We start from the raw sequence: 21,600 nt of genomic DNA, 5'->3' as shown, positions 1-21,600 counted from the left end.
TCCAACGACGGGCCCAAGACTGATCGCTGCGGGCCGTGGTGGCCCTCACGATTCAAGTTGGGACTTAAATCAAATGATCCAAACGCAATCTCGACTCGATGTTGCTGACAACACGGGCGCCAAGTCCGTGATGTGCATCAAGGTGCTCGGTGGCTCCAAGCGCCGCTACGCCAGCGTGGGCGATGTCATCAAGGTCAGCATCAAGGAAGCAGCGCCGCGCGGCCGCGTCAAAAAGGGCGAGGTCTACAACGCTGTGGTGGTCCGCACCGCCAAAGGCATCCGCCGCCAGGACGGCGCGCTGATCAAATTCGACGGCAACGCCGCGGTGTTGCTCAACGCCAAGCTCGAGCCCATCGGCACCCGCATCTTCGGCCCGGTCACGCGCGAACTGCGTACCGAGAAGTTCATGAAGATCGTGTCGCTGGCCCCCGAGGTTCTCTGAGGAACATCCCATGAACAAGATCCGTACCGGTGACGAAGTCATCGTGATCGCCGGCCGCGACAAGGGCAAGCGCGGCAAGGTGCTCTCCCGCGCCGACGAACAGCGCGTCGTGGTCGAGGGCGTCAACATCGTCAAGAAGCACGCCAAGCCCAACCCCATGAAGGGTGTCACGGGCGGCATCGTCGAGAAGACCATGCCCATCGACCAGTCCAACGTGGCGATCTTCAACCCGACGACGGGCAAGGCCGACCGCGTGGGTGTGAAGGCTGTGGACAGCAAGAACGTGCGCGTCTTCAAGTCCAACGGCGAAGAAATCAAGGTGGCATGACCATGGCACGACTGCAACAACACTACCGCGAGAAGGTGGTCCCCGAGCTGTCCAAGAAGTTCGGCTACAAGTCCGTGATGGAGGTGCCCCGCATCACCAAGATCACGTTGAACATGGGCGTGAGCGAAGCCGTGGCCGACAAGAAGGTGATGGACAACGCCGTCGGCGACCTCACCAAGATCGCCGGCCAGAAGCCCGTGGTCACCAAGGCTCGCAAGGCCATCGCCGGCTTCAAGATCCGCGAGCAACAGGCCATCGGCTGCATGGTCACCCTGCGTGGCGCTCGCATGTACGAATTCCTGGACCGTTTCGTCACCGTGGCGCTGCCCCGCGTGCGCGACTTCCGTGGCATTTCGGGTCGCTCCTTCGACGGCCGTGGCAACTACAACGTCGGCGTCAAGGAACAGATCATCTTCCCCGAGATCGAGTACGACAAAGTCGACGCCCTGCGTGGTCTGAACATCAGCATCACGACGACCGCCAAGACCGACGAGGAGTGCAAGGCACTGCTGGCTGGTTTCAAATTCCCCTTCAAGAACTGAGGTGGCGCATGGCCAAACAAGCACTGCTCCAACGTGAACTGAAGCGCGAGAAGCTCGCCGCCAAGTTCGCCAAGAAATACAACGAACTCAAGGCCACCGCTGGTGATGCCAAGAAGAGCGACGAGGAGCGCGACGCCGCGCGCCTGGCGCTCCAGAAGCTGCCCCGCAACGCGAACCCGACCCGCCAGCGCAACCGCTGCGAGATCACCGGTCGTCCGCGCGGCACCTTCAACCATTTCGGCCTGGCCCGCGCCAAGGTGCGCGAGATGGCGTTTGCCGGTGAGATTCCCGGCATCACCAAAGCCAGCTGGTAAGCCTCAGGAGATCCCCACATGAGCATGAGTGATCCCATCGCCGACATGTTGACCCGCATCCGCAACGCGCAGATGGTCGAGAAGGCCACCGTGTCGATGCCGGCGTCCAAAGTGAAGACGGCGATTGCCCAGGTCCTGAAGGACGAGGGCTACATCGACGGTTTCAAGCTGGTCAACGAGGGCGGCAAGAGCGAACTCGAAATCGCCCTCAAGTACTACGCCGGCCGTCCCGTGATCGAGCGCATCGAGCGTGTGAGCCGCCCCGGCCTGCGCGTCTACCGTGGCCGCAACGCCATCCCCCAGGTCCAAAACGGCTTGGGCGTGGCCATCGTGACCACCCCGCGCGGCGTGATGACCGACCGCAAAGCCCGCGCCACCGGCGTGGGCGGCGAAGTCCTGTGCTACGTCGCCTGATGCGGGCTTCAAGGAGAATTTGAATGTCACGTATTGGAAAACTGCCGGTCACCGTCCCCGCCGGGGTCGAAGTGGCCGTCAAGGACGGCCTGGTCAACGTCAAGGGCGCCAACGGCGCCCTGAGCCAGGCGCTGAACGCGCTGGTCAAGGTCGAGCTCGACGGCGGCAAGGTGAGCTTCACCCCCGTCGACGAGTCGCGCGAAGCCAATGCCATGTCGGGCACCATGCGTCAGCTGGTGAACAACATGGTCACGGGCGTCAGCAAGGGTTTCGAGAAGAAGCTGAACCTGGTCGGCGTGGGCTTCAAGGCCCAGGCGCAGGGTGCCAAGCTCAACCTTACGGTGGGTTTCTCGCACCCCGTGGTCATCGACATGCCGGCCGGCATCAAGGTGGAAACGCCTGCGCCGACCGAGATCGTCATCAAGGGTGCCGATCGTCAGCGTGTGGGTCAGATCGCCTCGGAAGTGCGTGCCGTGCGTCCGCCCGAGCCCTACAAGGGCAAGGGCATCCGCTATGCGGATGAGAAGGTCGTGATCAAGGAAACCAAGAAGAAATAAGGAGTCCGATCATGCTGACCAAGAAAGAACAACGCCTGCGTCGCGCCCGCCAGACGCGCATCCGCATTGCCCAACAGGGCGCCGTGCGCCTGACGGTGAACCGCACCAACCTGCACATCTACGCCAACGTGATCTCGGCCGACGGCGGCCGCGTGCTCGCCTCTGCCTCCACGGCCGAGAAGGAAGTGCGCGCGCAGCTGGGTGCTTCGGGCAAGGGTGGCAACGCCGCTGCCGCCGCGATCATCGGCAAGCGCATCGCCGAGAAGGCCAAGGCCGCCGGTATCGAGAAGGTCGCGTTCGATCGCGCCGGCTTCGCGTACCACGGTCGCGTCAAGGCCCTTGCAGACGCCGCCCGCGAGGCCGGCCTGCAGTTCTGATGAAACGGGATACACGACATGGCTAAGTTTCAGGCAAACATCAAGAACGAAGCGAACGAGGACGGTCTTCGCGAGAAGATGATCGCGATCAACCGCGTGACCAAGGTGGTCAAGGGTGGTCGTATCCTCGGTTTCGCTGCACTCACCGTCGTCGGTGACGGCGATGGCCGCGTGGGCATGGGCAAGGGCAAGGCGCGTGAGGTGCCGGTGGCCGTGCAGAAAGCCATGGAGCAGGCCCGCCGCAACATGATCAAGGTCTCGCTGCGCGACGGCAGCCTGCACCACGCGGTGCACGGCGAGCACGGCGCTTCGAACGTCATGATGCTGCCGGCCGTCAAGGGTACCGGCATCATCGCCGGCGGCCCGATGCGCGCCGTCTTCGAAGTGCTGGGCGTGACCGATGTCGTGGCCAAGAGCCACGGCTCGAGCAACCCCTACAACCTGGTGCGCGCCACGCTGGACGCACTCGAGAAGTCCACCACCCCGGCCGAAGTCGCTGCCAAGCGCGGCAAGACGGTCGAGGAAATCCTGGGCTGAGAGGAATCACCATGAGCAACACGAACACCGTTACGGTCAAGCTCGTGCGCAGCCCCATCGGCTGCAAAGAGGACCACCGTGCCACCGTGCGCGGCCTGGGCCTGCGCAAGCTCAACAGCACCAGCACGCTGCAGGACACGCCTGCGGTGCGCGGCATGATCAACAAGATCAGCTACCTGGTCCAAGTGCTCTGATCGGAGACCGACGACATGCAACTCAACAACATCAAGCCGGCTGACGGTGCCAAGCACGCCAAGCGTCGCGTGGGCCGCGGCATCGGTTCGGGCCTGGGCAAGACCGCGGGTCGCGGCCACAAGGGTCAGAAATCGCGCGCCGGCGGCTACCACAAGGTGGGCTTCGAAGGCGGTCAGATGCCGCTGCAGCGTCGTCTGCCCAAGCGCGGCTTCAAGTCGGCCCTGCTGCAGTACAACGCGGAAGTCACGCTGTCCGATCTGAATGGCCTCGACGCCAAGGAGATCGACGTGCTGCTGCTCAAGCAACACGGCCTCGTGCACCAGCTGGCCAAGCGCGTGAAGGTCATCAAGTCCGGTGAGATCACCCGCGCGGTGACGCTCAAGGACGTGGTGCCCACCGCTGGTGCCAAGGCGGCGATCGAAGCCGCCGGTGGCCAGGTGGCCGCTGCCTGACCGCGCCTGTTCGAAAGGACCTCGTGGCAACCGCTTCCCCGTCCCTGGCCAAGACCGGCAAGTACGGCGACCTCCGTCGCCGGCTGGTCTTCCTGCTGCTGGCGCTGGTGGTGTATCGCATCGGCGCGCACATTCCTGTGCCTGGCATCAACCCGGAACAGCTCCAGCAGTTGTTCCAGGGGCAGCAGGGCGGCATCCTGAGCCTGTTCAACATGTTCTCGGGCGGCGCGCTCTCGCGCTTCACCGTGTTCGCGTTGGGCATCATGCCGTACATCTCGGCGTCCATCATCATGCAGCTCATGACGTACGTGGTCCCCACGTTCGAGCAGCTGAAGAAGGAAGGCGAGGCGGGCCGTCGCAAGATCACGCAGTACACGCGCTACGGCACGTTGGCACTGGCCATCTTCCAGGCCATGGGCATTGCCCTGGCACTCGAAGGGCAGGCCGGCCTCGTGATCGATCCCGGCATGGGCTTTCGGGTCACGGCGGTGGTCAGCCTGGTGGCGGGCACCATGTTCCTGATGTGGCTGGGTGAGCAGATCACCGAGCGCGGTCTGGGCAACGGCATCTCGCTGCTGATCTTCGCGGGTATCGTGGCCGGCCTTCCAAGCGCGATTGGTGGCCTGCTCGAACTGGTTCGCACTGGCGCCATGAACGTGCTGGTGGCCCTGTTCATCATCGCCCTAGTGGTGCTGGTGACCTACTTCGTGGTGTTCGTGGAGCGCGGCCAGCGCAAGATCCTTGTGAACTACGCGCGCCGCCAGGTGGGCAACAAGGTGTACGGCGGCCAGTCGTCGCACCTGCCGCTCAAGCTGAACATGGCCGGGGTGATTCCGCCCATCTTCGCGTCGTCGATCATTCTGCTGCCCACAACGGTGGTGAGCTGGGTCAGCACCGGGGATTCGACGCGTTGGCTGCGTGACATTGCGTCTGCGTTGTCGCCGGGTCAGCCGATCTATGTGGCCCTGTATGCCGCGGCGATCATCTTCTTCTGCTTCTTCTATACGGCCCTGGTGTTCAACAGCCGGGAAACTGCCGACAACCTGAAGAAGAGTGGCGCATTCATTCCGGGCATTCGCCCGGGCGACCAGACCGCGCGCCACATCGACAAGATCCTGCTGCGCCTGACGATGGCCGGTGCGATCTATATCACCGCGGTGTGCCTGCTGCCCGAATTCCTGATCCTTGAGTACAACGTGCCGTTCTATTTCGGCGGCACCTCGCTCCTGATCATTGTGGTCGTGACCATGGATTTCATGACGCAGGTACAGAATTACATGATGTCGCAGCAGTACGAATCACTGCTGAAAAAGGCGAACTTCAAAACCTCCCTCGGCGGCTGAACCATGGCCAAGGACGATGTGATCGAGATGCAGGGGGAGGTCGTCGAAAACCTCCCCAATGCGACCTTTCGGGTCAAGCTCGAAAACGGGCACATCGTGCTCGGCCACATCTCCGGGAAGATGCGTATGCACTACATCCGCATCCTGCCTGGCGACAAGGTGAAGGTGGAGCTCACGCCCTATGACCTGACCCGCGCCCGCATCGTGTTCCGCGCCAAGTGAAGCGCACGACCTGAACGTTTACTGGATTTCTAGGAGAAGACAAATGAGAGTTTCGGCTTCTGTGAAGAAGATGTGCCGCAACTGCAAGATCATCAAGCGCCACGGCATCGTGCGCGTGATCTGCACCGATCCCCGCCACAAGCAGCGTCAAGGCTGATCGATTTCGTAAGAGGATTCACATGGCCCGTATTGCAGGCATCAACATTCCGCCGCACAAGCACGCCGAGATCGGTCTGACCGCCATCTTCGGGATCGGCCGCACCCGCGCTCGCCAGATCTGCGACGCTTGCGGCATTGCTTACAGCAAGAAGATCAAGGATCTGAGCGACGCCGAGCTCGAGAAGGTGCGTGACCAGGTCAACACCTTCACGATCGAAGGTGATCTGCGCCGCGAGACCACGATGAACATCAAGCGTTTGATGGACATCGGCTGCTACCGCGGTTTCCGTCATCGCCGCGGCCTGCCCGTGCGCGGTCAGCGCACGAAGACCAATGCCCGCACCCGCAAGGGCCCGCGCAAGGCTGCTCAGTCGCTGAAGAAGTAATCGGTTCGAAGGAAAACCATGGCCAAGTCTCCCGCCAGCAGCGCCGCTGCCCGCGTTCGCAAGAAGGTCCGCAAGAACATTGCGGACGGCATTGCGCACGTGCACGCGTCGTTCAACAACACCATCATCACCATCACCGATCGCCAGGGCAACGCGCTGTCGTGGGCTTCGTCGGGTGGGCAGGGCTTCAAGGGTTCGCGCAAATCGACCCCGTTCGCCGCCCAGGTGGCCTCCGAAGTGGCCGGCCGCGCCGCCATCGAGCAAGGCATCAAGAACCTGGACGTCGAAATCAAGGGCCCCGGCCCGGGTCGTGAGTCGTCGGTGCGTGCCCTGGGTGCCCTGGGCATCCGCATCACGTCGATCTCCGACGTGACGCCGGTGCCGCACAACGGCTGCCGTCCGCAGAAGCGCCGCCGCATCTGATCATCAACCCGGAGGTTCGCCGCGTTCGCGGTAGAATGCCGGGTTTTTCGAGCCGCCACCGCAGCGTTGTTGCTTCGGTGGCATTTTTGCTAAGCCCACCGCCCCCGCCATCGCGGGTGGCTCCCGCAGCAAACCGGCTGCGGCAGACATCACAAGGACACCAACGTGGCACGTTATCTCGGCCCCAAGGCCAAACTCTCCCGTCGCGAAGCCAGCGACCTGTTGCTCAAGAGCGCGCGCCGCTCCATCAGCGACAAGGCCAAGTTCGACTCCAAGCCCGGCCAGCACGGTCGTACCTCGGGCCAGCGCACCTCTGACTTCGGCGTGCAGCTGCGCGAGAAGCAGAAGGTCAAGCGCACTTATGGCGTGCTGGAGCGCCAGTTCCGCCGCTACTTCGCCGAGGCCGATCGCCGCCGCGGCAACACCGGCGCCAACCTGCTGTTCCTGCTGGAATCGCGTCTGGACAACGTTGTCTTCCGCATGGGCTTTGCTTCCACCCGCGCCGAAGCGCGCCAGATGGTTTCGCACAAGGCCATCACGGTGAACGGTCAACCGGTCAACATTCCGTCCTTCCTGGTCAAGGCCGGCGACGTGGTTGCCGTGCGTGAGAAGTCGAAGAAGCAGGCCCGCGTGATCGAAGCGCTCGAACTGGCCAAGCAGATCGGCTTCCCCGGCTGGGTCGAGGTCTCGGTCGACAAGGCCGAAGGCGTCTTCAAGAAGACCCCGGACCGCGACGAGTTTGGCTCGGACATCAACGAGTCGCTCATCGTCGAACTGTATTCGCGTTAATCCTCGTCCCCGGTCGCCGCGGCACGCGCCGCGATGGCCGGGTCATTCCATGCTCCGTCTGCCTTATCGGTGTAACGAGCCGAGGGTCCTGAAGGAAGTCTGAATGCTCAACAATCTGCTCAAGCCCAAGTCCATCAACGTCGAGCAAATCTCGACCAATCGCGCCAAGGTCACCCTCGAACCCTTCGAGCGCGGCTACGGACACACCCTGGGCAATGCGCTGCGCCGCGTGCTGCTGTCGTCCATGGTGGGCCACGCGCCAACCGAAGTGACGATCGCCGGTGTGGTGCACGAGTACTCCTCCATCGATGGCGTGCAGGAAGACGTCGTCAACCTGTTGCTCAACCTCAAGGGCGTGGTGTTCAAGCTCCACAACCGCGATGAAGTCACGCTCAGCCTGCGCAAGGATGGCGAAGGCGTCGTGACCGCGGCCGACATCCAGACGCCGCATGACGTCGAGATCGTCAATCCGGGTCACGTCATCGCCACGCTGTCTGCCGGCGCCAAGCTGGACATGCAGATCAAGGTCGAGAAAGGGCGCGGTTACGTGCCCGGCACCCTGCGCCGCGGCGACGACGCCGGTCGCTCCATCGGCCGCATCGTTCTCGACGCCTCGTTCTCGCCCGTCAAGCGCGTGAGCTACACAGTCGAGAGCGCCCGCGTCGAGCAGCGCACCGACCTCGACAAGCTGGTTCTCGAGATCGAAACCAACGGTTCGATCGGTCCGGAAGAGGCCGTTCGCGCCTCTGCCAAGATCCTGGTCGAGCAACTGGCCGTGTTCGCGCAACTCGAAGGCGCCGAACTGTTCGCTGAAGCGCCGCAACAGCGCAGCTCGCAGCAGTTTGATCCGATCCTGCTGCGCCCGGTCGATGAGCTCGAGCTCACCGTGCGCTCGGCCAACTGCCTCAAGGCCGAGAACATCTACTACATCGGTGATCTGATCCAGCGCACCGAGAACGAGCTGCTCAAGACCCCGAACCTGGGCCGCAAGTCGCTCAACGAAATCAAGGAAGTGCTGGCCTCGCGTGGTCTCACGCTGGGCATGAAGCTCGAGAACTGGCCGCCCGCTGGCCTCGACAAGCACTGATCGTTTTTCAACCCTGAGCCTTCGGGCCAGACCATGACGAACCGCCGGTACCTGATCCGGCCGGCGGCAAAAGACGGAAAGGAAACACCATGCGTCACGGACACGGACTTCGCAAACTCAACCGCACCAGCGAGCACCGCCAGGCGATGCTGCGCAACATGATGAACTCGCTGCTCACGCACGAAGTCATCAAGACCACGCTGCCCAAAGCCAAGGAATTGCGCCGCGTCGTCGAACCCATGATCACCCTGGCCAAGGAAGCCACCGTGGCCAACCGCCGCCTGGCATTCAACCGCCTGCGCGACCGCGATGTGGTGGTCAAGCTGTTCGACGAACTGGGCCCGCGCTTCAAGGCGCGACCGGGTGGCTACACCCGCATCCTGAAGATGGGCTTCCGCGTGGGCGACAACGCCCCCATGGCTCTGGTCGAGCTGGTCGACCGCGCCGAGCCGGCGGCCGAGGCCGGTGAAGCAGACAAAGCGTGATATAATTTAAGGCTTGACGCGGAGTGGAGCAGCCTGGTAGCTCGTTGGGCTCATAACCCAAAGGTCGCAAGTTCAAATCTTGCCTCCGCAACCAACAAAATCAAGCACTTGCTTGTCAATGAGGCCCTCGGAAACGAGGGCCTTTTTGTTTTAGCCCATCTGTAGCCCATTCATAGCCCATCTGTAGCCCTCACAGATTGAGACCTCGGGCCTTGCGACCGTTGGGCATCTGACGCGATCTAGCCACCACACCGGTTGATGGACTTCTCCCCAGGTACTAGAAGGGGGCGTTAGGGAGCAGAGGCATGTCAGGCTTGCCTTGCTGCTGTGCCTGAGTACCCCATAGGGGCGGCTATGCAGCGGTTGCGGCCGGTCGACCTGCAGCGCTGGATGTTCGCTCTACGCCACGTTGCGGTCGTTCATCCTCGATACCGCTAGATCGCCTGCTCGCCGTTGGCTCGGCGATGGCTAGACTTCCGCAATCGGCCATAAAGAGTCGTTCAAAGTCCCGACGCAATGCCGACACTCGGGCACCGCCGACGGGAAGTACCTGAGCTGCTCGCCACATGAGTAATGGCTCCAGCCATCGGCCTCACGTTCCGACCGCAATGGCCCTGAACCGCGAGATCTCGCTGTTGATTTCCACCCAGAAGTGACCCAGTAAGTCAGGGGATTTCCATCCAGAACTGACCCACGTACTAACCCTAGCCTGCTGCTTTTGTGTGCAGCAGGAGATGAGGAGTGATAGACGTGGCAACACTGAGTGTCATCAGGCGGTGGGCGCTGCGAGAGCAGTTGTCCATCCGCGAGATCTCCCGCCGCAGCGGCCTGTCTCGCAACACGATCCGCAAGTACCTTCGCGCCGAGACGGTCGAGCCCCGGTACGCCGGGCGGCGCAGCGTGAGCAAGCTCGACCCTTTTGCCGCCAAGCTGGCCGCCTGGCTCAAGACCGAGTCCACACGCTCGCGCAAGCAGCGGCGCACCCTCAAGCAGATGTGCGCTGATCTGCAGGCCCTAGGTGCGTACGAAGGCAACGAGACACGGCAGCTGGCACTGGATCTGGGTTTCATTCCGGTGGTACCGCCAATGAAGACGCGGATCGAACCTTGGGAGTACGACCGCGAGATGTACAAGCGTCGCAATGAGGTCGAGCGCTTGTTCCGTCGGCTCAAAGGCTATCGCCGTATCTTCTCGCGGTTCGAGAAGCTCGACCTCATGTTCCTGGGCTTCATCAGCTTCGTGCTCGTCGCTGATGGGCTGAGGATGTGTTAACAGGCCCTAGACCGATGCGGACTGGACGCTGCGAGGATTCAGCCGCCTGGTCGCGGCTTCGGCGACACCGCCAGAGAGAGCAGCTCGTGCGCCTCGACGATCGCCATGGCTACCTCCTCGGTGGTTGTGCGCTTGGTCATCGCCTGATCCCGGATCAAGTCATACGCCTCTGTCTCTGACACCTGGTGCGTCTTCATGAGGATGGCCTTGGCATCTGCAATGTGCCTGACGCCCAGCAGCTTGGCCTCCACCTTCTTTAGGCGACGGGCCAAAGTCCTGGCCACCTTGTGGCTTTCGCGGGCCAGGACTAGCGTGGACAGCAGCCCGAAGGAACGAACTGGCGAGGGCAGGACGGCCTTGGCCTGCAGACCGAGCACCACTTCGACGATGGTGGGATTCTCGTAGTTCACTACAGCTATCACGGTAGGCGCATCTTCCGCATGGGCCCAGTCCATGTTGAGGTTGAGGATGTCAGGCCGCACTGCAACAAACACGACATCGACATCCTTGCCGACCGACTGGGCAGGCGGCCAGAAGGCCTGCACTTTGCAGCCAATACGCTGTAGCTGCTGGGTGAGCTGTTTGCCGTCGGCATCGTCCGGGTGAATGACCGCGACCGTCAGCGTGCGAAGCTCCTTGAGCTGCTGCGGAGTAGCCCGCAGCGGTGGTCGGTGCTCCGGACGGTCTGCCATCAGTACTCCAGAGCATCCAGCCGAGCTGCCCAATCGCCCAGCGAATGGGTGACCAGGTAGGGATCGGGATACACCGATCGCCGGGCTTGTCGAACGATGGTGAACTGCCCCTCAGGATTGACTCTGCCGATTCGAGGGTAGAGACAAGTGTGATGATTCGTAGGATCGATCTTCACCCGACCTTGCGGAGCGTCGAATTCGCTGCCCAGCACGTGAGGCATCAGCTCAGAGATCTCGTCACTCCCTGATTGACGTATCGCGTTGGCAAAAATGTGCATCTGAAAATACGACGCCTCCCAGCAGAGATTGGGAACACAACACTCCCCAAACCGCCGACGCAGGTTGTTCAGACAACGCTGGTTCGCAGCCGAATCGATCGACTGGAAATACGGCGCCGATGTGTAGTGTCCTGTTGCCAGGCCCCGCTCCATCTGAGAGACCTCAGCCTCCGACGTGGTGAGGCTGCCTATGGGCATCACCTTGGGGTCGAATCCGGCGTCGGCGTATGCGCGATAGAGCGCTGCCGTCGAGTCGCCCACCACCGTGGAGAAGATGAAGTCAGGTCGCTTCTGGCGAATGTCGACCATGATCTCAGCGAAGTCCTTCTCGGTCGCATCCAGCGCCACATAACGCTCGGCTAGTTTTTCGCTGCCCTGACGCTGCAGCACCAACTCACCCATGATCCGGTTGGATTCGTAGGGATAGATGTAATCCGAGCCAATCAGGTAGACCCGTGCGCCGAAGTTGGCGGTCATGAACTCGGCGAGCTGCACGCTGTTCTGGTTGGGGGCCGCCCCGGTGTAAATCACGTTGGCCGAGTACTCAAATCCCTCGTACAAGGTGGGGTAGAACAGAAGCTTGTTCCACTTCTCGATGATGGGAATGACGGCCTTACGGCTGCTAGACATGTAGCAACCAAAGATCACATTGACCTTGTCGTGCAGGATCAGCTGCTCGGCCAGCTGTGCATAGCGCAGCGGATTGGATTGGGGGTCGTACTGGACCGGCACCAACTCCCGGCCATGGATACCGCCCGCCTCATTGATCTCATCGATGGCCAGCAAGGCACCATGCAGCTGGGACAACCCGATAGTGGAGGTCACCCCAGTTTCGGAGAAAAGCACACCCACACGTACCGGATCTCGCTCAATCATGCGGACCTCGGACATGAAGACAGCGGGAGACAGCTGAAGACAGCTGGCTGATGGAGCGTGGATCGATTCAAAGGCATGCGCTGGGTCAATCGTCAGGTGGTTGATGGAAGACAGTTGTCATCCAGCGGCCAGCCTGACGTAGGCTCGCTGTAACTGTACTGGAAGCTGGTGCGGGTCATCGGCGATTCCGTAGTCGCGCCAGCCAAAGATGCGCCGGACGTAGCGATCGGCCTTGGGATCGACGGCGAGGCAGAAGGTTCGAATACCCAGGCGTTGGGCCTGCTGAACCGCCATTCGTGCGTCCTCGACCAGGTAATCCGGCTCGAAGACATCGACATCGGCAGGCTCCCCATCGGTGACGACCAGGATGCCGCGGTAGCGGCCCGACTCGACCTGCAGGTGAGTGGTGGCCTGCCGAAGCGCTGCACCCAGACGCGTGGAGTGACGCGCACTCACCGACATCACCCGGCTGCAGGCCAGCTCATCGACCGGCTGATCCCAGTCCAGCAGCCGGTAGTAACTCACCTCCGATCGGGTGTTGGACAGGAATCCATGGATGGCAATCCGGTCAGCCGTGTGGCCGGTGGCCTGGGCGAGCATCCACGCAGCCTGTTTTTCCAGATCCAACAGGGATCGCCCGGTCACCGTCGAGAGGTCATTGGTGGATTCCGAGAGGTCCAGCAGGATCAGAATGCTCGACGTCGTGCTCTCACGACCCGGGCGCATGAAAAGCCGAGGCTCGGGCTGGAGCAACGCCCTTCTGTCGACCATCACATCAATAGCGGCATTGAGGTCGATGTCGTCTCCTTCCCACTGGCGCCTGAGCCGTTGCCGGCGGCTCAGACGCCTGAGCCGTTGGATCGACAGAGGCGCTTCACGCGACCACCAAGCCCGATGGCTAGAGGCTGCGCCAGCCAGCGACGCCGCAGGCAGCTTCTCCACTACGGTGCACCAGTCACGGCGCCACAGGGCCAACCGATGGTGCCACTCCGGATGGGAGTAACGCCCAAGCTCGATTTCTTCCTGGATGGATGACGGACCTTCAGCACTTTGTGGAACACGGTCCACGCTAGGCAATGCCCTGGCTGCCTGCGAAACCGATAGCGTCTGCTCCTGCTCTTCTTCCTGCCGATCGAATGTCCATAGAACACTGTTGTCGTCACGGTATGCGGACGGCACCACATAGTGCTGGGGGTCAAATCGCACTCGCATCTGCCCCAGGTCATTGGCCAGGATCGACGCCACTGCACGGAACGCGGCTGGATCTTCCAGCCCATGCTGCTCGTTGGCCTCAAGGAACAACCGCCTGGCCTTGTTGACCCAGTAGTTGTCGTCCTCGTGGTGCGGCTCGGCCAGCACCCAGTCGAGTCGGGTAATGAGGGCTTCAAAGCTGAAGTTACCCGGCTGCGGTAACGGTGCTCGGTGGATGGAAAACCAGCGCCGAACACCTGGGAAGCGTCGTGCCAGCAGTTGCTCGACCCGCGCGTCCTCCAGGGCTGACACCACCGCCTGACTCATCGGCTTGAGCAATCTGGCTGGCTGAGCCAACGGAGAGAACAACAGATGAGCAACCGCATGGGCAACCGCGGCTGCGCAGGCCGATCCAAGCGGGCCTCCGGCCTCAGGCAACGACCGGCCCAGCAGCAGGTGTTGCGATGTGATGATGGAGCGCAAGCCGGGCGCGCTGGCGTCTGCAGCGGCAACTGCCAGGGGCCGACCCAGTAAGCCCGTCGCCAGACCACAGAGGCTGCGCTGCAGCCCATCAAGGCCATCGCCGGACGATCGGTCGTCCGTCTTCATCCGAACTGCGCCTGCACAAAGTCCCGAATCGCTTGTGCCATGTCCGGGTCATCGGTCAAGGCCTGTACCAGCGTCATTTCGCATGCCTGGGTGGGCGAAAGGCCATCCCGGACCAAGGTGCCTGCATAAATCAGCATCCGGGTCGATGCGCCCTCATCCAGACCGCGCTGCTTGAGCGTACGGGTGCAGTGAGCGATTTTCACCAGCTGCAACGCCAGATCGATAGCAACGTCGGCCTCGCGGGCCACGATGAGCGCCTCTGTCTCCATCGGCGGATAGTCGAACTCGAGTGCCGAGAAGCGTTGCCGGGTCGAGGCCTTCATGTCCTTAGCACTGCTCTGATAGCCAGGGTTGTACGACACCACCAGCTGGAAGTCGGGGTGGGCCTGGATGACCTCCCCTTTCTTGTCCAGCGGCAGGATGCGCCGGGCATCGGTCAGCGGATGAATCACCACGGTGGTGTCCTGCCTGGCTTCGACCACCTCATCGAGATAGCAGATGCCTCCGTGACGGACCGCCATGGTGAGCGGTCCGTCATGCCAGGCGGTGCCATCAGCATCCAGCAAGAACCGACCGACCAGATCCGATGCCGTCATGTCTTCGTTGCAGGCCAGCGTCACCAAGGGCTTGCCCAGCTTCCAGGCCATGTACTCGACAAATCGGGTCTTCCCGCAGCCAGTCGGTCCCTTGAGCATGAGGGGCATCCGGTGGCGATAGGCCCTCTCGTAGCACTCCACCTCGTTACCGGCAGATTGATAGAAGGGCTCTTGCCGGATAAGGTGATCGTCCAGTGGTTGACTCATGAAGGCCTCAGATACGGTCGGTCGAATCAAGGGGGCCCAGCCCTCAGCGGTGCTTGGTCGTCTCGTTAGGAATGCCCTCCATCGGGCACTCTGCGGTGCCGACAGTCGAGCGAGTGAATGACTCCACCATCTCGCGGGTGCCCTCAGGATCGTTGACCCAGTTGGCATAGAAGTTGTAGGGACAGGCTGCTACGCCTTTGTCGCCGTCGCCGGAATTGATCAGCCCGGTGTAGCCGCGGTGAACCAGCTTGAAGAGGTGGTTCTGGGACTGACCGTTCTTGCGGGCATCGCGAATGAGACTCTTAGAGAGTTCTGCGTACTGGATGCCCATTTCTTCTTCACCGCACTCGCCCAGGGTGCGGCCGTCAAAGCCGATGAGCGCCGAGTGACCGAAGTAGGAATAGACCCCATCAAATCCCGTGGCATTGGCCACCGCCACATAGGAGTTGTTCATGAATGCCATGGTCTTGGCCACCATGATCTGCTGCTCCTTGGCTGGGTACATGTAGCCCTGGCAACGCACGATCAGCTCGGCGCCGCGCATGGCGCAGTCACGCCAGATCTCGGGATAGTTGCCGTCATCACAGATGATCAGGCTGATCTTCATGCCCTTGGGGCCTTCGCTCACGTAGGTGCAGTCACCCGGATACCAGCCCTCGATGGGCACCCACGGCATGATCTTGCGGTACTTCTGCACGATCTCGCCCTGGTTGTTCATCAGGATGAGGGTGTTGTAAGGCGCCTTGTTAGGGTGCTCCTCGTGACGCTCGCCGGTGAGCGAGAAGACGCCCCAAACATTCGCCCGCCGGCAGGCATCGGCAAAGATCGCCGTCTCTTCGCCTGGCACGGTCGAGGCGGTCTCGTACATCTCCTTGGAGTCGTACATGATTCCGTGAGTCGAGTACTCGGGGAAGATCACCAGATCCATACCGGGCAGACCCTTCTTCATGCCCACCAGCATGTCACCGATCTTGCGGGCGTTCTCCAGGACCTCGGCCTTGGTGTGCAGGCGGGGCATCTTGTAGTTGACGACGGCCACGCCGACGCAATCGTTGCTGCTGGAAATGTCACCATGTCGCATGAGGTTCTCCTTGGGGTTGGTGGTCAGACAGTGAGGAAAGACTTGACCTTGTCCTGGTCAAGATGGGCACGCAGTTCTTCGTGCACGATGCGCCCGCGGTCGATGACCATGAATCGGTCAGCAAGGTCGAGGGCGAAACTGAGTACTTGCTCCGACACGATCACGGAGAAACCGCGTTCGTGACGCAGCACGTTCAAGGTGTGGGCGATCTCCTTGATGATCGAAGGCTGGATACCTTCAGTGGGCTCATCAAGGATCAGTAATCTGGGCTCTGAGATCAGCGCTCGAGCAATAGCCAGCATCTGCTGCTGTCCACCGGAAAGGTTGCCGGCCTTGCGGTGCTTCATCTCCTTGAGCACCGGGAAGAACTGGTACAGGTATTCCGGCACCGTTCGGTGCCCCGAGTGTTCGGCGCCTGAAAGGATGTTCTGCTCAACCGTCAGGAACGGAAACACCATCCGCCCCTGGGGAACGAAGGCAAGTCCATGCTGGACTCGGCGGTAGCTCGGCATTGCGGCGATGGAAGTACCTTCCATCTGTATGTCCCCAGAGCGGGCCGGCAATAGTCCGATCAAGGACTTCAGCAAGGTGGTCTTTCCCATGCCGTTGCGCCCCATGATCGCCACGGACTCCCGTGGCTTGACGGTTAGCGATACATCGTGAATCACCCGTGATTCACCGTACGACACATTGAGTGAGGAGACTTGCAACATGGTCGAGCTCCTCAATGACCCAGGTATACGTCGATGACGCGAGGATCGACTTGAACTTCGGCAGCCGAGCCTTCGCTGAGCAGCTTTCCCTGGTGCAGCACCGTGACCTTGTGGGCAATTCGTTTCACGAAGTCCATGTCATGCTCGATCACGACTACCGAGCGGCCGGCTGCCAGACGACTCAGCAGATCGCCGGTCTGCTCACGCTCCCGGGGGCTCATCCCGGCGACGGGTTCATCCAGCAGCAGCAGCTTGGGCTCTTGCATGAGCAACATACCGATCTCCAGCCACTGCTTCTGGCCGTGGCTGAGCTGCCCAGCCCGATGACCCAGCCTATCGACGAGGAAGATCTGCTCGGCCATCTCCTGAATCCGCTGGATGATGCTCGGTGTGCGCTTGAAGGTGAGCGACTGGAACAGCCCATGCATCCGAGGGAAGGAGATCTCCAGGTTCTCGAAGACAGTGAGGTCTTCATATACGGAAGGTGTCTGAAACTTGCGGCCCACACCGGTGCGAACGATGCGGTGCTCGTTCATGCGAGTCAGGTCCTGACCTTCGAATAACACCCTACCGGACGTGGGTCGGGTCTTCCCGCAGATCATGTCGAGCAAGGTGGTCTTACCTGCTCCATTAGGTCCGATGATGACCCTCAGCTCATTGCGTTCGACCTGCAGGCTCAGGTTGTCAACCGCCTTGAAACCATCGAAGGAGACAGTCAGGTTCTCAACCTGAAGGACCTGGTTGGAGCGCTGGGACGAGAGCATGGTGGAGATGGGATGTTTCATGGAGGACACGGCAAGACTCGCGGTCATGGCGCGCTCTCCACCGCCTTGCGGGCTTGCCACTGGGCCTTCAAACCAGCCAAACCGTTGGGCATCACCCAGACGACCAAGATGAAGATGGCACCAAGGAAATACAGCCAGATCTCCGGGAACGTCTCCGAGAGATAGGACTTCAGGAAGCCGATGAGCAGTGCTCCGACAACAGCGCCAGGGATGGAGAGCCGCCCGCCCACTGCCGCATAGATCACCATTTCGACTGAAGCGACCACGCCAATCACGCTGGGAGATATCAGCCCGGTCTGCAGGGTGAAGAAGGCGCCGCCCACCGAGGCCAGTACGGCACCACAGGCAAATACGAAGGCCTTCATGTGGGCGGTGTCATAGCCGGAGAACCGGACACGGTCCTCACGGTCGCGGATGGCGATCAGGATCTTTCCGAAGCGGCTGCGCACCACCAGCAGTGCCAACGCCATGGCCACCGCAAGGAACGCCACCTGGATAAAGTACAGCCATCGCAGCGAACTGTCGGACAGGATGTCCATGCCCATGATCGTGCGGAAATCGGTGATGCCGTTGGCGCCACCGGTGTCACCCTGCTGACCGACCACGACCACCGTGAGGGTCAGGGCCAGGGACAAGGTCACGATGGCGAAGTACACGCCGCTGACGCGCCTGCGGAAGATGGCGTAGGAGAACAGGTATGCCAGTGCTGCCGGAATCACCAGGATCGCCAGGACCGTGATCCCGAAGGACTTGAAGGGCAGCCACCACAGCGGAAGTGACTCGACGCTGCTCCACACCATGAAATCGGGCAGCTCGGGCGCCGATGCCTCCAGCTTGAGGAACATGGCCATCATGTAGCCGCCAAGACCGAAGAAGACGCCCTGCCCCAGGCTGAGGATGCCGCCGTAACCCCAAGTCAGCACAATCCCGATGGCAACGAATGCCAGCGCCAGGTACTTGCCGATCAGATTGAGGCGGAACGGATCCAGCAGCAGCGGCAGTGCCACGGCCAACAGCGCCAGGATCGCGGCGTAGCGGACCAGGTCGGAACGGTGGTGGGTGGACATGCTCAGCTCCTGGAGCGCACGGCGAATAGGCCGTTGGGACGGAAGTACAGGACCACGATGACCAGCACCAAGATGGTGGCCTTGGCCATTGAGCCGCTCATCAGGAACTCCAGCCAGGTCTGGCCCTGCGCAATCGAGAGCGCAGACAGGGCGGTGCCCAGCAGGCTCTGCACACCCCCGAAGACGACCACGATGAAGGAGTCGACGATGTAGAGTTGGCCGGTTCCGGGGTTGGTGGATCCGATCATGGTGAACACGCAGCCGGCAATACCTGCCAGGCCGGACCCCAGTGCGAACGTCAATGCGTCCACGCGGTGCGTATTGATGCCCACCGCACCGGCAATCGAGCGGTTCTGCGTGACGGCCCTTACCTTCAGACCCCAGCGCGTTCGGTACAGGAGGAGGTACACCGCCACGGCCACGGCCACCGTGAGCCCAACGATGAAGATGCGGTTGATGGGCAGCTGGATGCCCTCGGAGGGCTCCCAGGCTCCGGCCAGCCAGGTGGGCAGCGGCACGCTGACCTCCTGGGCACCGAACACGCTCCGGTAGGACTGCTGCAGGATGAGGCTCAAACCCCAGGTGGCCAGCAGCGTGTCCAGCGGCCGGTTGTAGAAGAAGCGGATGAATCCACGCTCCAGTACATAGCCGAATGCAAATGTGACCAGGAAGGCGAATGGGATAGCCACGAACAGGTAGATATCCATCCACTGAGGCGCCCAGCGCTCAAAACCCAGCGAGGCCAAGTAGGTCATGTAGGCCCCTAGCGCCATCAGCTCCCCGTGCGCCATATTGATGACGCCCATCAGGCCAAAGACGATGGCCAGGCCGATAGCCATCAACAGCAGGATGCTGAACAGGCTCACGCCGTTGAACACCTGCATTACCGCGATGTCGAAACCCATCACCAGGCTCCCAAGTCGTTGAACCGGCCGACTGCCCAACGGACAGTCGGCATAACCACAGTCGTCGTTAGATCTTGGGGAACGGGTTGGGCTCGATCAGGGAAGGCGCTTCCCAGACGATATCGAACTGGCCGTCGGGGCGCGCACGCCCGATGCGGACCTTCTTCCAGACGTGATGGTTGGTCGCGTCCATGCGAACCGTGCCCTCAGGCGCCTGCAGCTCCAGGCCACCGGATGCAGCGATCACCTTGTCGACATCGAAAGACTTGGCCTTCTCCACGGCCATCTTCCACAGGTATACGCTGTTGTACGCGACCTGCATCGGGTCACCGATGACACGGTCTTGGCCGTACTTGGCCTTGAACGCCTTGACGAACTTCTCGTTGACGGGAGACTTGATGCTCTGGAAGTACCCCATGCAGGCGTAGTACCCGGCAGCGTTGTCCTTGCCGATGCCCTCGACCTCGTTCTCGGAAACGACGGTCGACAGCAGAACCTGCTTGGTGCCATCCAGGCCTGCTGCGCGCAACTGCTTGTAGAAGGCCACGTTGGAGCCGCCCACCACCGTGCTGTATATGCAGTCTGGTTTGGCTGCCTTGATCTTGTTGATGATGGAGGAGAACTCGGTGTGGCCCAGAGGGGCGTACTCTTCACCAAGCACCTTGCCGCCAGCCTTCACGATGGTCGGTTTGGCGATCTTGTTGCAGGTGCGCGGATAGATGTAATCGGAGCCCACCAGGAAGAAGGTCTTGCCTTTTTCCTTGGCAAGCCATTCCACCGCTGCAATCACCGACTGGGTGGCCTCCTGGGAGGGGTAGAACACCTGCTTGTCCTGCTCCTGACCCTCGTAATAGGTCGGGTAGTACAGCAGACCCTTGGCACGGCCGAGTGCCGGCAGCACGGCCTTGCGGGAGGCCGAGGTGTAGCAGCCGACGATGGCCGCGACCTTGTCGCGCTCCAGCAGCTTGCGGGCCTTCTCGGCGAACACAGCGTTATCGCTGGCGCCATCTTCGATCACTGCTTCGATCTTCCGGCCCATCACGCCCCCGGCGGCGTTGATCTCGTCAATGGCCATCTTTTCTGCGTCGACCAACGACGCCTCGGCGATCGCGATCGTGCCGGAGAGCGAGTGCAGTAAGCCCAGCTTCACAGTTTCCTGAGCACTGGCCAGGCCGTGCACTCCTGAGGTGGCGCCCAGGATCAGCATGGATCCTGTGGATTTGATGACGTCACGCCGATTCATCTCTGTCATGGTCAAGCTCCTAGCGGTGGTTTACGGATGGACTACCGGCGATCTCCATGGGGAGATCGACCAACAAGCAGCCGACCACATCACCTCCCGAAGCTGAGTCGGACACGGCTCCGCCTGCAGGTGAGCACAGCGGCTCGCCTGAGCGTTGGGGTGGAGCCGGAAAACAAAAAAGCCCGAACCAGTCGTGGACCGATTCGGGCTTTCTTGCCCGACATCTGACTGGCAGCACTGGCAGTCGATGTCGAATGATGGGCGACAACTTCTTGTCAAACCGAATACTCAGCCCATGAACGTCACCCTGCCATAGGTGATGCACTAGCTAGACAAGAACCTCATGACAGTGATATTCGCGGGCGGGAGGCCGACAGTTGCCGGATCCTTGCCGGGGGGCCGGCTGGTCGTGGCAGGGCCGCCAGTCGAAGCGCCGCAACCCGAACGCGTGCAAGGAGTTCGGCAAGTGCATGCTCAAAAAGTTGCTGTTCTCAGTAAGGTCGTACAACTGCTGCCTGAGCGATCGATCCACCATGGGGCGAAAACATGCCTTTACCTCTCGCAATCGCCCGCTTCGGCGGAAGTCTGAACCGCCCCGGGATTTGAGGAGGCTCTTTTCTCTGAGAGGATTGAGCCATGAACAAGAAGTCGAACAAGTTCTCACCCGAAGTGCGCGAGCGCGCGGTGCGCATGGTGCAGGAGCATCGGGGCGAGTACCCCTCGCTGTGGGCGGCCATTGAATCGATTGCAGCCAAGATCGGCTGCGTGCCGCAGACCCTCAACGAGTGGGTCAAGCGCGCCGAGATCGACTCGGGTGCGCGCGAGGGCATCACCACCAACGAATTGCAGCGGCTGAAGGAGCTCGAGCGCGAGAACAAGGAGCTGCGCAAGGCCAACGAGATCCTCAAGCTGGCCAGCGCGTTTTTCGCCCAGGCGGAGCTCGACCGCCGTCTGAAGTCCTGAAGGGCTTCATCGATCAGCATCGACAGGCCTACGGGGTCGAGTCGATCTGCAAGGTGCTGCAGATCGCCCC

The 21,600-nt window shown here is 61.6% G+C and carries 28 protein-coding genes, 1 tRNA gene, 2 pseudogenes and 1 other annotated feature; of the genes and pseudogenes, 21 read left to right on the top strand and 10 right to left on the bottom strand.

Features of this window, described 5'->3' with window-relative positions; translation table 11 throughout:
* Positions 1 to 73: 73 nt before the first annotated feature.
* The 20 genes and pseudogenes from rplN to M3149_RS04760 form a co-directional block, all read left to right on the top strand.
* Positions 74 to 442, top strand: coding sequence for a 50S ribosomal protein L14 (gene rplN / locus M3149_RS04855; RefSeq protein ID WP_009514936.1), 369 nt, complete (start codon positions 74 to 76; stop codon positions 440 to 442).
* Positions 443 to 452: 10 nt separating this feature from the next.
* Positions 453 to 770, top strand: a complete 318-nt coding sequence (gene rplX, locus M3149_RS04850) for a 50S ribosomal protein L24 (RefSeq protein ID WP_251708202.1) — start codon at positions 453 to 455, stop codon at positions 768 to 770.
* Between the two features lie 2 nt (positions 771 to 772).
* Positions 773 to 1,312, top strand: a complete 540-nt coding sequence (rplE, locus tag M3149_RS04845; RefSeq protein ID WP_251708201.1) for a 50S ribosomal protein L5 — start codon at positions 773 to 775, stop codon at positions 1,310 to 1,312.
* A gap of 8 nt (positions 1,313 to 1,320) precedes the next feature.
* Positions 1,321 to 1,626 (top strand): 30S ribosomal protein S14, encoded by a 306-nt coding sequence (gene rpsN, locus M3149_RS04840; RefSeq protein WP_251708200.1) that lies wholly within the window; start codon positions 1,321 to 1,323, stop codon positions 1,624 to 1,626.
* A gap of 18 nt (positions 1,627 to 1,644) precedes the next feature.
* Entirely contained in the window at positions 1,645 to 2,040 is a 396-nt protein-coding gene (rpsH, locus tag M3149_RS04835) for a 30S ribosomal protein S8 (RefSeq protein WP_251708199.1), read from the top strand.
* A 23-nt stretch (positions 2,041 to 2,063) separates the two neighbouring features.
* A complete protein-coding gene (gene rplF / locus M3149_RS04830; RefSeq protein ID WP_251708198.1) occupies positions 2,064 to 2,597 on the top strand; it encodes a 50S ribosomal protein L6 in 534 nt (177 codons plus the stop codon).
* Between the two features lie 11 nt (positions 2,598 to 2,608).
* Entirely contained in the window at positions 2,609 to 2,974 is a 366-nt protein-coding gene (gene rplR / locus M3149_RS04825) for a 50S ribosomal protein L18 (RefSeq protein WP_251708197.1), read from the top strand.
* An 18-nt stretch (positions 2,975 to 2,992) separates the two neighbouring features.
* Positions 2,993 to 3,511 (top strand): 30S ribosomal protein S5, encoded by a 519-nt coding sequence (gene rpsE, locus M3149_RS04820; RefSeq protein ID WP_251708196.1) that lies wholly within the window; start codon positions 2,993 to 2,995, stop codon positions 3,509 to 3,511.
* Between the two features lie 11 nt (positions 3,512 to 3,522).
* Positions 3,523 to 3,705 carry a 50S ribosomal protein L30 gene (gene rpmD, locus M3149_RS04815; protein WP_166228108.1) on the top strand — a complete coding sequence of 61 codons (183 nt, stop codon included), beginning with the start codon at positions 3,523 to 3,525 and terminating at the stop codon, positions 3,703 to 3,705.
* A gap of 15 nt (positions 3,706 to 3,720) precedes the next feature.
* Positions 3,721 to 4,158, top strand: coding sequence for a 50S ribosomal protein L15 (rplO, locus tag M3149_RS04810; protein ID WP_251708195.1), 438 nt, complete (start codon positions 3,721 to 3,723; stop codon positions 4,156 to 4,158).
* A 23-nt stretch (positions 4,159 to 4,181) separates the two neighbouring features.
* Positions 4,182 to 5,501 carry a preprotein translocase subunit SecY gene (secY, locus tag M3149_RS04805; RefSeq protein WP_251708194.1) on the top strand — a complete coding sequence of 440 codons (1,320 nt, stop codon included), beginning with the start codon at positions 4,182 to 4,184 and terminating at the stop codon, positions 5,499 to 5,501.
* Between the two features lie 3 nt (positions 5,502 to 5,504).
* Positions 5,505 to 5,723 carry a translation initiation factor IF-1 gene (gene infA / locus M3149_RS04800; RefSeq protein ID WP_251708193.1) on the top strand — a complete coding sequence of 73 codons (219 nt, stop codon included), beginning with the start codon at positions 5,505 to 5,507 and terminating at the stop codon, positions 5,721 to 5,723.
* A 43-nt stretch (positions 5,724 to 5,766) separates the two neighbouring features.
* Entirely contained in the window at positions 5,767 to 5,880 is a 114-nt protein-coding gene (gene rpmJ, locus M3149_RS04795; protein WP_084236402.1) for a 50S ribosomal protein L36, read from the top strand.
* Between the two features lie 22 nt (positions 5,881 to 5,902).
* Positions 5,903 to 6,268, top strand: a complete 366-nt coding sequence (gene rpsM / locus M3149_RS04790) for a 30S ribosomal protein S13 (RefSeq protein WP_251708192.1) — start codon at positions 5,903 to 5,905, stop codon at positions 6,266 to 6,268.
* Positions 6,269 to 6,286: 18 nt separating this feature from the next.
* Positions 6,287 to 6,691, top strand: a complete 405-nt coding sequence (rpsK, locus tag M3149_RS04785) for a 30S ribosomal protein S11 (RefSeq protein ID WP_251708191.1) — start codon at positions 6,287 to 6,289, stop codon at positions 6,689 to 6,691.
* 165 nt (positions 6,692 to 6,856) lie between these two features.
* On the top strand, positions 6,857 to 7,480 hold the full coding sequence (gene rpsD, locus M3149_RS04780) for a 30S ribosomal protein S4 (protein WP_251708190.1): 624 nt from the start codon (positions 6,857 to 6,859) through the stop codon (positions 7,478 to 7,480).
* Between the two features lie 103 nt (positions 7,481 to 7,583).
* Positions 7,584 to 8,567, top strand: a complete 984-nt coding sequence (locus M3149_RS04775; RefSeq protein WP_251708189.1) for a DNA-directed RNA polymerase subunit alpha — start codon at positions 7,584 to 7,586, stop codon at positions 8,565 to 8,567.
* Positions 8,568 to 8,656: 89 nt separating this feature from the next.
* On the top strand, positions 8,657 to 9,052 hold the full coding sequence (gene rplQ / locus M3149_RS04770) for a 50S ribosomal protein L17 (protein WP_251708188.1): 396 nt from the start codon (positions 8,657 to 8,659) through the stop codon (positions 9,050 to 9,052).
* Positions 9,053 to 9,069: 17 nt separating this feature from the next.
* Positions 9,070 to 9,146: transfer RNA gene (locus tag M3149_RS04765), tRNA-Met, on the top strand.
* A gap of 647 nt (positions 9,147 to 9,793) precedes the next feature.
* A pseudogene (locus M3149_RS04760) lies at positions 9,794 to 10,105 on the top strand (IS21 family transposase); the annotation flags it as partial.
* A gap of 257 nt (positions 10,106 to 10,362) precedes the next feature.
* Here the strand turns inward: M3149_RS04760 and M3149_RS04750 are convergent.
* From M3149_RS04750 to urtA, 10 genes are all read right to left on the bottom strand, one after another.
* Positions 10,363 to 11,016 (bottom strand): ANTAR domain-containing response regulator, encoded by a 654-nt coding sequence (locus M3149_RS04750; RefSeq protein WP_251708187.1) that lies wholly within the window; start codon positions 11,014 to 11,016, stop codon positions 10,363 to 10,365.
* Positions 11,016 to 12,170, bottom strand: a complete 1,155-nt coding sequence (locus tag M3149_RS04745; RefSeq protein ID WP_251708374.1) for a transporter substrate-binding domain-containing protein — start codon at positions 12,168 to 12,170, stop codon at positions 11,016 to 11,018. Before M3149_RS04745 ends, M3149_RS04750 begins: the two co-directional genes overlap by 1 nt.
* Before the next feature lie 117 nt (positions 12,171 to 12,287).
* The gene (locus tag M3149_RS04740; RefSeq protein WP_251708186.1) at positions 12,288 to 13,970 is read right to left on the bottom strand and encodes a nitric oxide reductase activation protein NorD; all 1,683 of its coding nucleotides are present in this window, start codon (positions 13,968 to 13,970) and stop codon (positions 12,288 to 12,290) included.
* Complete coding sequence (locus tag M3149_RS04735; protein ID WP_251708185.1) at positions 13,967 to 14,773, bottom strand: CbbQ/NirQ/NorQ/GpvN family protein; 807 nt, start codon at positions 14,771 to 14,773, stop codon at positions 13,967 to 13,969. The genes M3149_RS04740 and M3149_RS04735 overlap by 4 nt, the downstream gene beginning before the upstream one ends.
* A gap of 43 nt (positions 14,774 to 14,816) precedes the next feature.
* Complete coding sequence (locus M3149_RS04730; RefSeq protein WP_251708184.1) at positions 14,817 to 15,854, bottom strand: aliphatic amidase; 1,038 nt, start codon at positions 15,852 to 15,854, stop codon at positions 14,817 to 14,819.
* A 23-nt stretch (positions 15,855 to 15,877) separates the two neighbouring features.
* Positions 15,878 to 16,567, bottom strand: a complete 690-nt coding sequence (gene urtE / locus M3149_RS04725) for an urea ABC transporter ATP-binding subunit UrtE (protein WP_251708183.1) — start codon at positions 16,565 to 16,567, stop codon at positions 15,878 to 15,880.
* An 11-nt stretch (positions 16,568 to 16,578) separates the two neighbouring features.
* Positions 16,579 to 17,331: an urea ABC transporter ATP-binding protein UrtD gene (urtD, locus tag M3149_RS04720; protein ID WP_251708373.1), complete on the bottom strand. Its 753-nt coding sequence runs from the start codon at positions 17,329 to 17,331 to the stop codon at positions 16,579 to 16,581.
* A gap of 44 nt (positions 17,332 to 17,375) precedes the next feature.
* Complete coding sequence (urtC, locus tag M3149_RS04715; protein ID WP_251708182.1) at positions 17,376 to 18,419, bottom strand: urea ABC transporter permease subunit UrtC; 1,044 nt, start codon at positions 18,417 to 18,419, stop codon at positions 17,376 to 17,378.
* Between the two features lie 2 nt (positions 18,420 to 18,421).
* Complete coding sequence (gene urtB / locus M3149_RS04710; protein WP_251708181.1) at positions 18,422 to 19,324, bottom strand: urea ABC transporter permease subunit UrtB; 903 nt, start codon at positions 19,322 to 19,324, stop codon at positions 18,422 to 18,424.
* Between the two features lie 67 nt (positions 19,325 to 19,391).
* Positions 19,392 to 20,576: an urea ABC transporter substrate-binding protein gene (gene urtA, locus M3149_RS04705; protein WP_251708180.1), complete on the bottom strand. Its 1,185-nt coding sequence runs from the start codon at positions 20,574 to 20,576 to the stop codon at positions 19,392 to 19,394.
* Between the two features lie 627 nt (positions 20,577 to 21,203).
* On the opposite strand from urtA, the pseudogene M3149_RS04700 reads away from it, so the two are divergent.
* Positions 21,204 to 21,600 (top strand): annotated as a pseudogene (locus tag M3149_RS04700) (transposase); the annotation flags it as partial.
* Positions 21,485 to 21,600, top strand: a sequence feature (AL1L pseudoknot). This feature is flagged as partial in the annotation. Its footprint overlaps the pseudogene before it by 116 nt.

Origin of the sequence: Hydrogenophaga intermedia (assembly GCF_023715105.1) — a bacterium.
GTDB classification, from domain to species: domain Bacteria; phylum Pseudomonadota; class Gammaproteobacteria; order Burkholderiales; family Burkholderiaceae_C; genus Hydrogenophaga; species Hydrogenophaga intermedia_A.
The sequence above is the reverse complement of the archived record's forward strand: the minus strand, read 5'-3'. Positions and strand labels throughout refer to the sequence as shown.

Excerpts from the sequence above, each read along its gene's own strand:
- rplN (WP_009514936.1), top strand. The coding sequence starts at position 74 with ATGATCCAAACGCAATCTCGACTCGATGTTGCTGACAACACGGGCGCC.
- rplX (WP_251708202.1), top strand. The coding sequence starts at position 453 with ATGAACAAGATCCGTACCGGTGACGAAGTCATCGTGATCGCCGGCCGC.
- rplE (WP_251708201.1), top strand. The coding sequence starts at position 773 with ATGGCACGACTGCAACAACACTACCGCGAGAAGGTGGTCCCCGAGCTG.
- rpsN (WP_251708200.1), top strand. The coding sequence starts at position 1,321 with ATGGCCAAACAAGCACTGCTCCAACGTGAACTGAAGCGCGAGAAGCTC.
- rpsH (WP_251708199.1), top strand. The coding sequence starts at position 1,645 with ATGAGCATGAGTGATCCCATCGCCGACATGTTGACCCGCATCCGCAAC.
- rplF (WP_251708198.1), top strand. The coding sequence starts at position 2,064 with ATGTCACGTATTGGAAAACTGCCGGTCACCGTCCCCGCCGGGGTCGAA.
- rplR (WP_251708197.1), top strand. The coding sequence starts at position 2,609 with ATGCTGACCAAGAAAGAACAACGCCTGCGTCGCGCCCGCCAGACGCGC.
- rpsE (WP_251708196.1), top strand. The coding sequence starts at position 2,993 with ATGGCTAAGTTTCAGGCAAACATCAAGAACGAAGCGAACGAGGACGGT.
- rpmD (WP_166228108.1), top strand. The coding sequence starts at position 3,523 with ATGAGCAACACGAACACCGTTACGGTCAAGCTCGTGCGCAGCCCCATC.
- rplO (WP_251708195.1), top strand. The coding sequence starts at position 3,721 with ATGCAACTCAACAACATCAAGCCGGCTGACGGTGCCAAGCACGCCAAG.
- infA (WP_251708193.1), top strand. The coding sequence starts at position 5,505 with ATGGCCAAGGACGATGTGATCGAGATGCAGGGGGAGGTCGTCGAAAAC.
- rpmJ (WP_084236402.1), top strand. The coding sequence starts at position 5,767 with ATGAGAGTTTCGGCTTCTGTGAAGAAGATGTGCCGCAACTGCAAGATC.
- rpsM (WP_251708192.1), top strand. The coding sequence starts at position 5,903 with ATGGCCCGTATTGCAGGCATCAACATTCCGCCGCACAAGCACGCCGAG.
- rpsK (WP_251708191.1), top strand. The coding sequence starts at position 6,287 with ATGGCCAAGTCTCCCGCCAGCAGCGCCGCTGCCCGCGTTCGCAAGAAG.
- M3149_RS04775 (WP_251708189.1), top strand. The coding sequence starts at position 7,584 with ATGCTCAACAATCTGCTCAAGCCCAAGTCCATCAACGTCGAGCAAATC.
- rplQ (WP_251708188.1), top strand. The coding sequence starts at position 8,657 with ATGCGTCACGGACACGGACTTCGCAAACTCAACCGCACCAGCGAGCAC.
- M3149_RS04750 (WP_251708187.1), bottom strand. The coding sequence starts at position 11,016 with ATGGCAGACCGTCCGGAGCACCGACCACCGCTGCGGGCTACTCCGCAG.
- M3149_RS04745 (WP_251708374.1), bottom strand. The coding sequence starts at position 12,170 with ATGATTGAGCGAGATCCGGTACGTGTGGGTGTGCTTTTCTCCGAAACT.
- M3149_RS04740 (WP_251708186.1), bottom strand. The coding sequence starts at position 13,970 with ATGAAGACGGACGACCGATCGTCCGGCGATGGCCTTGATGGGCTGCAG.
- M3149_RS04735 (WP_251708185.1), bottom strand. The coding sequence starts at position 14,773 with ATGAGTCAACCACTGGACGATCACCTTATCCGGCAAGAGCCCTTCTAT.
- M3149_RS04730 (WP_251708184.1), bottom strand. The coding sequence starts at position 15,854 with ATGCGACATGGTGACATTTCCAGCAGCAACGATTGCGTCGGCGTGGCC.
- urtE (WP_251708183.1), bottom strand. The coding sequence starts at position 16,567 with ATGTTGCAAGTCTCCTCACTCAATGTGTCGTACGGTGAATCACGGGTG.
- urtD (WP_251708373.1), bottom strand. The coding sequence starts at position 17,331 with ATGCTCTCGTCCCAGCGCTCCAACCAGGTCCTTCAGGTTGAGAACCTG.
- urtC (WP_251708182.1), bottom strand. The coding sequence starts at position 18,419 with ATGTCCACCCACCACCGTTCCGACCTGGTCCGCTACGCCGCGATCCTG.
- urtB (WP_251708181.1), bottom strand. The coding sequence starts at position 19,324 with ATGGGTTTCGACATCGCGGTAATGCAGGTGTTCAACGGCGTGAGCCTG.
- urtA (WP_251708180.1), bottom strand. The coding sequence starts at position 20,576 with ATGACAGAGATGAATCGGCGTGACGTCATCAAATCCACAGGATCCATG.